This is a genomic window from Streptomyces sp. NPDC054786, assembly GCF_053611685.1.
Window position 1 is genome coordinate 102508 of the sequence record NZ_JBSHAW010000031.1, and the last position, 6670, is coordinate 109177.

General features: G+C 64.5%; 8 protein-coding genes and 1 pseudogene. 6 read left to right on the forward strand and 3 right to left on the reverse strand.

All coding sequences use genetic code 11. From position 1 onward, the window contains the following. The first annotated feature begins 15 nt into the window (after nt 1-15). Nucleotides 16-1188: an acyl-CoA dehydrogenase family protein gene (locus ACWGI6_RS25550; RefSeq protein WP_453269662.1), complete on the forward strand. Its 1173-nt coding sequence runs from the start codon at nt 16-18 to the stop codon at nt 1186-1188. Nucleotides 1189-1387: 199 nt separating this feature from the next. Here ACWGI6_RS25550 and ACWGI6_RS25555 read toward each other — a convergent pair whose 3' ends face one another. Then, nucleotides 1388-2563 (reverse strand): tyrosine-type recombinase/integrase, encoded by a 1176-nt coding sequence (locus tag ACWGI6_RS25555; RefSeq protein WP_453269663.1) that lies wholly within the window; start codon nt 2561-2563, stop codon nt 1388-1390. A 146-nt stretch (nt 2564-2709) separates the two neighbouring features. Here ACWGI6_RS25555 and ACWGI6_RS25560 point away from each other — a divergent pair, with 146 nt between their 5' ends. Together ACWGI6_RS25560 and ACWGI6_RS25565 are read left to right on the forward strand one after the other, a co-directional pair. After that, on the forward strand, nt 2710-3261 hold the full coding sequence (locus ACWGI6_RS25560) for a hypothetical protein (protein WP_453269664.1): 552 nt from the start codon (nt 2710-2712) through the stop codon (nt 3259-3261). Between the two features lie 87 nt (nt 3262-3348). Further along, nucleotides 3349-3507, forward strand: coding sequence for a helix-turn-helix domain-containing protein (locus ACWGI6_RS25565; protein WP_453269676.1), 159 nt, complete (start codon nt 3349-3351; stop codon nt 3505-3507). 402 nt (nt 3508-3909) lie between these two features. Here ACWGI6_RS25565 and ACWGI6_RS25570 read toward each other — a convergent pair. Together ACWGI6_RS25570 and ACWGI6_RS25575 are read right to left on the reverse strand one after the other, a co-directional pair. Continuing rightward, a pseudogene (locus ACWGI6_RS25570) lies at nt 3910-4002 on the reverse strand (DUF397 domain-containing protein); the annotation flags it as partial. Nucleotides 4003-4098: 96 nt separating this feature from the next. After that, nucleotides 4099-4305 carry a DUF7848 domain-containing protein gene (locus tag ACWGI6_RS25575; protein WP_453269677.1) on the reverse strand — a complete coding sequence of 69 codons (207 nt, stop codon included), beginning with the start codon at nt 4303-4305 and terminating at the stop codon, nt 4099-4101. A 501-nt stretch (nt 4306-4806) separates the two neighbouring features. On the opposite strand from ACWGI6_RS25575, the gene ACWGI6_RS25580 reads away from it, so the two are divergent. From ACWGI6_RS25580 to ACWGI6_RS25590, 3 genes are read left to right on the forward strand one after another with little or no spacing between them, the layout of a single operon-like run. Continuing rightward, entirely contained in the window at nt 4807-5061 is a 255-nt protein-coding gene (locus ACWGI6_RS25580) for a hypothetical protein (RefSeq protein ID WP_453269665.1), read from the forward strand. Further along, nucleotides 5033-5548: a DUF6879 family protein gene (locus tag ACWGI6_RS25585; RefSeq protein WP_453269666.1), complete on the forward strand. Its 516-nt coding sequence runs from the start codon at nt 5033-5035 to the stop codon at nt 5546-5548. Before ACWGI6_RS25580 ends, ACWGI6_RS25585 begins: the two co-directional genes overlap by 29 nt. Nucleotides 5549-5562: 14 nt before the next feature. Further along, entirely contained in the window at nt 5563-6411 is an 849-nt protein-coding gene (locus tag ACWGI6_RS25590) for a helix-turn-helix domain-containing protein (protein ID WP_453269667.1), read from the forward strand. Nucleotides 6412-6670 lie beyond the last annotated feature (259 nt).

Here is a 6670-nt window from a genome sequence, read left to right on the forward strand (position 1 = left end):
GGGGAGTGAGAAAGCGTGGCGGGAACCGCTGATTTCGATCTGTACCGGCCGTCCGAGGAGCACGACATGCTCCGCGAGTCGGTGCGCTCGCTCGCCGAGGCGAAAATCGCGCCGTTCGCCGCCGCGGTGGACGAGGAGGCCCGCTTCCCGCAGGAAGCGCTCGATGCGCTGGTCGCCAACGATCTGCACGCCGTCCATGTACCGGAGGCCTACGGCGGTGCCGGCGCCGATGCGCTGGCGACCGTCATCGTCATCGAGGAGGTGGCCCGCGTCTGCGGTTCGTCCTCCCTCATACCGGCGGTCAACAAGCTCGGTTCGCTCCCGGTGATCCTCTCGGGCTCCGAGGAACTCAAGGCGAAGTACCTGGGCCCGCTGGCCAAGGGCGACACGATGTTCTCGTACTGCCTGAGCGAGCCGGACGCCGGCTCCGACGCGGCCGGAATGAAGACCAAGGCCGTCCGCGACGGTGACCACTACCTCCTCAACGGCGTCAAGCGCTGGATCACCAACGCCGGCGTCAGCGACTCCTACACGGTGATGGCCGTCACCGACCCGGAGAAGCGCTCCAAGGGCATCTCGGCCTTCGTCGTCGAGAAGGGCGACGAAGGCGTCTCGTTCGGCGCCCCGGAGAAGAAGCTCGGCATCAAGGGCTCCCCGACCCGCGAGGTCTACCTCGACAACGTCCGGATTCCGGCCGACCGCATGATCGGCGCGGAGGGCACCGGCTTCGCCACCGCCATGAAGACCCTGGACCACACCCGCATCACCATCGCGGCCCAGGCCCTCGGCATCGCCCAGGGCGCACTGGACTACGCCAAGGGTTATGTCCAGGAGCGCAAGCAGTTCGGCAAGCCGATCGGCGACTTCCAGGGCGTCCAGTTCATGCTCGCCGACATGGCCATGAAGGTGGAGGCGGCCCGTCAGCTCACCTACGCCGCCGCGGCCAGGTCCGAGCGGATCTCCGCCGGCGGCAAGAACGAGGACCTGACGTTCTTCGGCGCCGCGGCCAAGTGCTACGCCTCGGACGCCGCCATGGAGATCACCACGGACGCCGTCCAGCTGCTCGGCGGCTACGGCTACACCCGTGACTACCCGGTCGAGCGGATGATGCGGGACGCCAAGATCACGCAGATTTATGAAGGCACGAACCAAGTTCAGCGGATCGTGATGGCAAGGAACCTGCCCTAGCAGGATTTTTGCAGGTCAGGAGCTGTTTCGAAGGTCCGGCGGGACGCCTCTGGCTTTCTGTCCCTGGCGGCCTGATCAGGGCCGTTCCTGGGCGTCATGCTGGGGGAAACCTGGGCAGATGCCGGGCTGAAAACGGCCACTGACCTGCACAAACAACACAGCCCCCGGCGCGACGCCGGGGGCTGTTGTCGTACGTGGATCAGGCGACCTCTGATGCCTCCGTCGGATCGTCGGCGCCGGGCGTCAACATCGTCGCGATGGCCGCCCGGCCACGCTGCTCGGCCACTTCGAAGATGTAGTGGTAGTGCTCCCTCAGCACGTCCGTACTGCTGTGGCCCATCCAGTCGGCCACGTCGTTCTCGGGGACTCCGGCGTACAGCAGTCGCGACCCGTAGTAGTGCCGGAGTGAGTGCGCCTTGCAGTACTTCACCTGTCCCTTGCCCAGAGCCTCCATCCAGATCTTCGGGTAGAAGTACGACGCGTAGAGGTAGCCAGTCCGCGTCACGTTGGGGAAGAGAAGTCGCTCCGGCCCCCATACGCCGTGGTTCTTGATGTGCCGCCGTAGCTCGAAGGCGACGTTCGGCGGGAGGGGGACGGTACGCCCTGGCTCACCTTCATCACGAGCCTTGATGTGCCGACGCTGGATCGCGCTGTTCTTCCCCGACTCGGTGTCTCCGTCCTCCGCAATCTGGAAGTCGACGCGAAGCGTCTCGGCCTTGAAGTCGATCTGATCACGGGACACCGCCATGGCCTCACCCAGTCGCAGGCCGCACCCGGCCATGAGCCACAGCATCGCGCGGTATCGCGGAGGAGCGGCATCCAGCATCGCAAGAACTTCCCGCGTCGTGAGCCGCCTTGCGGTGCTCTTCTGCTCCCGGATCTCCTTGGCGCGGCTGCCCGCGCCCTTGACCTTCTTGCACGGGTTCCGGCCGACGATCTCGTTGACGACAGCCCAGTCCATCATCCCGGAGAAGAACGAGAACCGCTGACGCCGTGTGCGGGCGGACAGCTTCCGGTCCTGCTCCATCCACAAGAGCCACTGTTCAACACCAGCGACCTTCAGGGACACGATGGAACGCGCCTTGAAGAACGGCTCAATGGTCGTGTTGAGGATCGACCGGTACTGCTTCTTGGTGCTGTTCTCCAGCTTCCTTTGATTCGTCCACTGCTCCCACACGGCCGTCACGGGTTGCTTGCCCAAGCGGTCGTCCAGGTAGGTCCCGGCGTCGAGTTCCTGTTCCTTGCGCTTGCGCTGGTCATCAGCCCGCTTCTTGGTCTCGAACGTCTTCTGTCGTTGCTTGCCGTCCGGGTCGTACCAGAACGTCGTCCACTTCTTCGGGTCGTCCTTTGAACGCGCGACCCATGCCCTTACCACTGAAGCGGCCCCCTCCTGCTGCTGCCGACGTACGGGCCCGCCCCGCCGTCGCGCCGGTCACTCCCCGGTGTTTCCAAGTTTGCGCACCGACCACCCTGGGTCGTCAACACAGGGTGGAACCCCCTGGGTGTGTTAAGTTGAGTGATATGGAAGCGGATGACAGCGGGTTCGAGATCACTCAGCAGCAGGGCGCCTGGGCGGTCCGCATGTGGTGGCCCGTGGGGCCGGTCAACGGGGGGCCGCAGCGGATCACCATCGAGCCGGCCGAAGATGCCCCTGCTCGCGAGGTGGCGCGGGGCATCTCGACCACTGTCCTGCGCAGGCTCGATGTAGCCGCAGCCCTGGAGTTGGCCAAGCAGGCTCCCGAAGCCCAGCGGACGTTGGAGGAGGTGGCAGGGAAGTTGAATGGGATGGGAGAGGCGGCGGGGCTCGCCCTGGAAGGCGAAGGCGTCTCAGAGCGGTACTTGGCCTTGCTTGTTACCACGTACACCGCCATGGCGGATTTTGGGGCTCCTGCGCCCATTCCGTGGCTGGCACGGCTCATCGGCCGGCGACCTGAGACGGTGAAGGATCACCTGAAGCGGGCCAGAAGGGACGGCTTCCTGACCACAGTTGCCGGTAAGGCGGGTGGAGAGTTGACGGACAAGGCCAAAGCAGTACTTGAGGAAATGGCTGAAGCAGGAAGCCAAGGCGGCTGAACTACCTAGCACTTCATACGCATGAGCCCCCGAGGGTCTTCGGGGGCTTTCTTGTTTCTTGGAGGACGGATGGCGCTAGCCAAGCTTATGACCGTTGATGACGTAGCCGACTATCTGAACAAGCCCCGTTCCTGGGTGTACGGGAACTGGAAGGCCGAACAGATCCCGTTCCGGAAGGTAGGGCAGTCGCTTCGATGCCGCCCTGCCGACCTGGATCGCTGGCTGGACGCCCAGGGGGCCGAGTGAGCTACCACTTTGCCAAGGTCTACCGGCCGGCACATTCGAACCCTGCGATTGGGAGCGCGGTTCTTCACCTCGAAACGCGTATGTGGTTCCTGGCTTTGGACCGCATGCAGCGGGGAGGGCATTCGCCCCTGGGTTCTGGTGAATTGCAGCTCATCTTGACCAATGAGAAGGGGGAGCCGTACAGCAAGGGTCGCTATTCACAGGCGCTGGGGTCCCTCAAGGCCGCTGGGGTCCTGGCCCCGTCCGCCAGTCCCCGATGCCTGCTACCGGCAAGATCAGCTTCGAGTGTGACCCCCTCAAGGTCGTCCCTGGTCAGGTGAAGGGGAAGTCTCAACGGAAGCAAGTCCGCTGAGGCGTGAAACAAAAAGGAGCCCGCCCCCGAAGGGGCCGGCTTTATTTGCATCTCGCACCCGAGGTAGACCCCTCGGTACAGGGGCCGCCGCACAACGAGGCCCCGCTGATGTCGAGCGCGTACAGGTCGGTTCCGTTCTGCATCACTGCACCTTCCTGCTCCACTAATCGCGGCCATGACTGACCGCCGCCGCCCGTACCGGGGGGGAGTCCAGGTCCCCCACAACTGCGGCAGGGGCTCTACTCGACGCGAACGACCATGGCGAACGAGGTCCTGATACGTCGGAAACCGGCGTGACCGGAGCGGCCCGTGTGGCTCATGCACTCCACATCGACAGACGCCGACTCGCTGGAAGGTGTCGCCTTCCACTTGCAGTGCAGGCACTCAGCCTCAAAGGTCACGTCTGTATCCGGGTGCTCGGTGATCCTGTGCATCACGTACCGCATCGCCGTTCTGATGCTCACAGCCCGCCCCTACGGCTCCGTGCGTTGGCTTCGGCAACTCTGCTGCTCAGTCCCTCTGTCAGCCCATTCGGCGGGGCCTTGTAGTCAGGACACTTCGGGCTCCCGCACTCGCACCGGGGCCAGCACAAGGCCGAACTTGGCGCCATGTCGGCGCCTTCGGGGCCAGGATCGCTTTTCTGCACCATGAGCACGCCGCCTACGCCGAATGCATCGGAGAGACGGGAGAGGAACTGTCGGGCCTCACTGCTGCCCAGATGATCAGCCGGTTCGGTACCCCGCGCCCTGCTTTCGCCCATCACACCGCGCCCTCCCGATCGTTTCCGCGTCGATGCGCCGACCGTAGGAAGTGGCGACTGTCGGGCTCCACAAACTTGCACGAGCTTGCACGCCAATTCTCGTAGCTGGTAGCCATATTGACGCTGTCTCCACAGGTCAATGAAGCTGATGCAAGCCCGAGCAAGCACCTAGACCAGGGAGCCAGCCATGGCCGTAGAGTTCATTGGAATCGACCCCAACACGGACCGGGACCACTGCCCCACCGTGTGGGCCGACGCCGAAGCTCAGGAGATCTTGTTGCAGGGGTGGAAGCCGAACACCGAGACTCAGGCGGACTGCGAGGCAAGCAGCCCCGCGAACGGTCCGGTGCCCGAGAGCGAAGCCATCGTGAGGATCCCGGCCCGGATGATCCCGATGATCAGGGAGGCGTGTGATGCCGTCGAGCGTGCCCAGCTTCGCTGAGCTGCTTGGCCAGTGCGAGCGGTCCGCTGCCCACTTGGAGCTGCGTGACGCCTACGCGCCAACGGATCGGTTCGAGGCCTGGAAGAGGGGCGAGCGGATCAACTGGGAGGACCGCGAATCCTGGTGGCACCCCTACGACCAATTGATCACGGACACCGTGGCCCGGGGCGTGACGATTCGCCGAGCCCGGGTGGTCTCCGAGCCGGTATCGGATTACATCCGGTGGGAGCACTACGTCACCCGCGCCAACGTCACGGCCGGTGAGGAAGTGCGGTGGTTGCCCCGGCGACGGGCCACGAGTATCCCTCTGCCAGGGAATGACTTCTGGTTGTTCGATGGTGCGCTGCTACGGGTGCACCACTTCTCAGGTGACGGTGCGGTGGTGGAGGACGAGATAACGGCGGACCCAGAAGCCGTGAAGCTGTGCTCCGCCGCGTTCGAAGCAGTCTGGGAGCGGGCGATCCCGCACCACCTGTACAAGATCTGACGAAAGCCAGCTCCGTGCCCACACACCCGTCTTCACGCGTTCAGCAGGCCCGCGAAGAGCTGGCCGGCCGTCTGCGTGAGATCCGGAAGGATGCGGGGATCAGCGGGCGGGAGCTGGCCGTCAGGTGCGGTTGGTCAGAGTCGAAGTCATCCAGGATCGAGAACGCGAAGACGCCTCCCTCCGATAGGGACATCAGAGCGTGGTGCCGAGCCTGCGCCGCTGATGATCAGGTCCCCGACTTGATCGCGGCTAACAGACAGTCCGCCGATGCTCACGTGCAGTGGAGACGACTCCAGCGAAGCGGCCTACGTCGCCTGCAAGAGTCCACAGGCGATCTGTACCAACAAACCAAGCTATTCCGGATCTACGTCTCCGACGTGATTCCCGGATTCCTCCAGACGCCCGGATACGCCACTGCCCTGCTGTCATCCATCGCAGACTTCCGAGGAACCCCGGATGACGTGAGTGACGCTGTGACGGCCCGCATGAGGCGTAACGGGGTGCTGAGCAATGGCACACGCCGGTTCTCGTTTGTACTGGAGGAGTCCGTGTTGCGGTACCGGTTGTGCAGCGCAGAGACGATGGCAGCGCAGCTTGGTCATCTGCTCGGGGTCATGGATCTCCAGAACGTTGCCGTGGGGATCGTCCCGTTCTCGGCGCAGCGGACTATGTGGCCGATGCCAACCTTCACGATCTTCGACGACACCAGGGTGCACGCGGACACGCTGGATGCTGCTGCCACCCTCACGCAGCCCAGCCAGGTCGAGTTGTACGCCCGAGCCTTTGACCGGCTCTCGCAGGTGGCCGCGAGGGGAGCAGCGGCACGTTCCCTGATAGCGGATGCGGTGGCCTCCCTCACGTGACAAGCGATGTCGGTGCACCCCTCGGTAGTGATCATGGGGAAATGCTGGGGGAGTACCTCCTGAAGGTTATGTTCGTGCAGGTCAACGCCATATGACCTGTAAAGCACCCACATCTACGAGGGCACCAACCAGGTCCAGCGGATCGTGATGGCCCGCAACCTGCCGCAGTAAGCGGCACGGCGCAGCGCGAGGGGCCCCGGACCGCCACCGTCCGGTGGCCGGAGAGCGCCCGGAGGTAGCGGGACTGGGCGCGGCCGGG